The 3,511-nt window shown below is 42.8% G+C and carries 3 protein-coding genes; 2 read left to right on the top strand and 1 reads right to left on the bottom strand.

From position 1 onward, the window contains the following. The first annotated feature begins 111 nt into the window (after positions 1–111). Positions 112–1,011, top strand: a complete 900-nt coding sequence (locus RDS42_RS13455; RefSeq protein WP_308784103.1) for a hypothetical protein — start codon at positions 112–114, stop codon at positions 1,009–1,011. A gap of 54 nt (positions 1,012–1,065) precedes the next feature. Then, positions 1,066–1,554, top strand: coding sequence for a hypothetical protein (locus RDS42_RS13450; protein WP_308784102.1), 489 nt, complete (start codon positions 1,066–1,068; stop codon positions 1,552–1,554). A gap of 62 nt (positions 1,555–1,616) precedes the next feature. On the opposite strand, the gene RDS42_RS13445 is transcribed toward RDS42_RS13450, so the two are convergent. After that, positions 1,617–3,407: a peptidoglycan-binding protein gene (locus RDS42_RS13445; protein WP_308784101.1), complete on the bottom strand. Its 1,791-nt coding sequence runs from the start codon at positions 3,405–3,407 to the stop codon at positions 1,617–1,619. Between the last annotated feature and the right edge of the window lie 104 nt (positions 3,408–3,511).

The raw sequence follows: 3,511 nt of genomic DNA, 5'->3' as shown, positions 1-3,511 counted from the left end.
GAAAACAAAGGAAATTATTACAATAAGAGGCGTGATTTTGACAGTTTCTGCAAAACAGATAAGTTAAAGGCGTATAATGAAAGAAAAATATTATGTCAGGAGGAAGAGTGAATGAACTACAAGAAATTGACAGCAGTATTTATGGCATTGGGAATAGCAGTAACATGTTTTTCCGGATGCGGACTGACAGAGGGCAATGGAGGGACATCTGCTCCAGAACCGACCAAGGCGGCGGTCACAGCAGCACCGAAGGCTACAGCTACGCCAACTCCAAAAGCTTCAGCAGCACCAAAACCTACGAAAGCAGCTGCGCAGGCAGGGGCAGGGGCGCAGTCCGGCAGTACAGGAAACACATCTTCAGAAGCAGAAAAAGAAATCGCATATATAAACGGAGTTCTCACAGATTCTGATGAGGACAGTGTAACAATCGAGTATGGATCTGACGGGGATTTTAATCAGACAACTTTTGACATCAGTAATGCGGATATTCAGATAGGCGGAAACAAGAAACAGGGGGGGCCGTTAGCGGCAAATCTGAACCTTAAAATTGGATATTATGTGGAGAATGGAGATTACATTGCTGCTTCTGTATATGGAGACGGAAGTGAAAGTATGACCCCCAGCTGGGTTTATGATTACGAAATGAAGTCTGTCAGCGGCAATGTAAGATATAACGATGACTCTACCATGACAATAGAAACCGGCTCTGATGGAGATTTTTATGAAATGACTTTTGACATCAGCAGTGCAGAGCTGGATATTCAGGTAGATGAAGTGATCGGAGTCAGCGGTCTTAGAACAAGCCTTAATGTAGATGTAGATTATTATGTGAAAGATGGAGTGAATATTGCCACCTATGTGTACAGCGATGGGACAGAATATTTTTCACCCAGTCAGCTATATAATATGGAACAGAGAAATACACAGGCAGAAGAGGATACACAGGAGTATGAAGAATCCGGAGATGCGGATTATATAGATGAGGATGGGGAGACTTCTGAGGATTATTAACAGGAAGGGGCAGAATCAAGGAACAATCATCATTTACAACAGGGGAAAGAGAAAATGGGATACAAAAGAATGACAGCAGGATTTATAATGCTTGGGATATTGCTGGCAGGTCTTCCGGGATGTGGATTGAGAGGAGAGGATGAAGCAGGTTTCCGGGAAGAAAATGGAAATTCACAGTCCCAAAATAATACAGAGAATTCCTTTTCTGAGAGCAGTGCTGCCGCCGAACCAGAATCGGAGATCATATATATAAACGGAGTCCTTACAGAATCTGATGAGGATAGTGTGACAATGGAATATGGTTCGGAAGGCAATTTTACACAGACTATCTTTGATATCAGCAATGCCGATATTCAGATAGAAGGAAGTCAGAAACAGGGTGGACCATTAGCGGCGAGTTTGAAGCTGGAAATTGGATATTATGTGAAAGATGGAAAGTACATTGCTGTTTCTGTATATGGAGATGGAAGCGAAAGTATGACGCCCAGCTGGATTTATAATTATGAAAAGCAGCAGACTGCGGAGGAAAAGTCAGAGGAATAAAACAGATATTAAAAAGGAGCCGTTGCATTGATATGCAACGACTCCTTTTGAGAAATAGAAGGTCAGACACCTGCAAGTTTGGCAAAAGTGTCACGGCCTGCTATTCCATCAGCAGATAATCCCTGAGAAGTCTGAAATTTAATAACTCCCTGTTTTGTAGAAGGACCAAAAGAATTGTCAATTCCACTGTTCAGTGTTATATTATGTGCGTAAAGGCCAATTTGTAATACACCGACATAGAGGTTATTGGCTCCTTCAGAAAGTACATGGGCGGCGCAGGCATTGGAGGTATTTGTTCCCCAGATGCCGTCGGCTGCAAGTCCAGCACCATACACAGAGTTCAGGGCAGACTGTATTGCTCTGATGTATGCTGTTTTGCATGCAGATCCCCAAATACCGTCCACAGTCAGACCGGCATTAAACTTGCTGTTCAGCGCATTCTGCGCTGTTTTTACTGATGAAGAGCCTGTAGAGCCGGAATCTTTCCCAACATAATCCTGATGCATATAACCAATACCGATTCCTGCAACTTTTACATGAACCCATACACCGGAGCTGGTTCCATCCAGTTCTAATTTTGTTCCTTTGGATACCATACCCATAACAGTACCGCCTGGAGTCTGGCGTACATAAACGTCATCTCCTGTACATACAGCAGTACCGGTCGTTACCCATGTGGATGGTGGTGTGATGTCCCCGCCGGAACCATTAATAGAGGTTACGATACTGTAATTTGGACGGGCAAATTTTGAGCCTGGAAGCTGGCTGTTGTACCTTGTTTTCTGGTAGACTCCAATTCCTTCAGCAACGACACCGCTTCCGTCATTGGTATTACCTTCAATGGTTACAAATTTATCACCACTTACTGAAATTACCAGTCCTGTATGTGAAAATTCAGATCCGTTATGGTACATGAAAATATCTCCGACCTTGGGGGTCGCATAGTTGGTGAATAATCCTGCCAGTGTTGGAACATAGATATATGGCCAATGCTTTAAAAGCTTGGTTGCGGTGGATTTTCCAAAAGCTTTCATAAAGACCCAACTGATAAAACATGCACACCATGGGGCTGCCTGATTAGCAGGATCTGTATCTCTCCAATATTTTGTATAATTAGCAGTTCCTGCATTGGCAGTTTTACTGTCCAGATTTGCGTTAGATTTCTTTTCCAGATATCCAATTTCAGCTTTGGCAATTTTGATAGCAGCTTGAATGGCCTCGGCAGCGGTAACCTTATAATTTGTGATATAAGTCTTCAGAGCGTTATATACCATTTTCTGACGACTCTTATATGCTCCTACCTGATTTCCGGTGTCTGTCTGGCAGGCTGCGTAGAGATGATCCAGAGTGTAAGGCTTTGTTGTTTTTGCCAGAATCCTTTTTACAGCAGAGGCTCCTCCCTGATGTCTGAAATTAGCACACATCATTTTGGCATCCATATTGGAAACCCCAAGAGCAGCCGCTTCCTTTACATAGGCTTCCATCTGGGTATCCATAAGCTGATCCTGACAACGGCGGCCGACAGTGGAATTAATAATATTTACAATAGCTTTAGCCTTTGCAGAAGTTTTGGAAAGCCGGTAATTTGACCAGTCTGTTTTGGCAAGATCTGCAGCAACACCGGCAGTATCATGTTTTTTAAATGTTGTAGCATCAGCCGCTTTGATATTGAGAAGAAGCGTCCGTGCTTCATTTCCATACCACTGTCCTGCGCCAATGGTAATTGCATGCTCTGAGGAGCTGTTTGTGTAGGCCTCTGTGAAGTCAGCGTAGTTTTTCTGACCGTAAACCTGTCCGCCGGTTTCTACCGCATAGATGATGTTTCGCATTACAAGTTTTTCGTGATCTGTCATTGTTTTTCTCCTTTTTGTGATTTTGGAATTTGCAAATTCACTTTATAAGAAGAACTAATGGAGACAGATTGAAACAAAAATTTCTCTAAATTAGTTTTTTATTC

The organism is uncultured Blautia sp., assembly GCF_902497045.1.
Taxonomy (GTDB): Bacteria; Bacillota; Clostridia; order Lachnospirales; family Lachnospiraceae; genus Blautia_A.
This window is presented reverse-complemented; position numbering and strand designations above follow the sequence as displayed.

What these genes read in the sequence shown, in the direction of transcription:
- RDS42_RS13455 (WP_308784103.1), top strand. Translation starts at nt 112, where the DNA reads ATGAACTACAAGAAATTGACAGCAGTATTTATGGCATTGGGAATAGCA.
- RDS42_RS13450 (WP_308784102.1), top strand. Translation starts at nt 1,066, where the DNA reads ATGGGATACAAAAGAATGACAGCAGGATTTATAATGCTTGGGATATTG.
- RDS42_RS13445 (WP_308784101.1), bottom strand. Translation starts at nt 3,407, where the DNA reads ATGACAGATCACGAAAAACTTGTAATGCGAAACATCATCTATGCGGTA.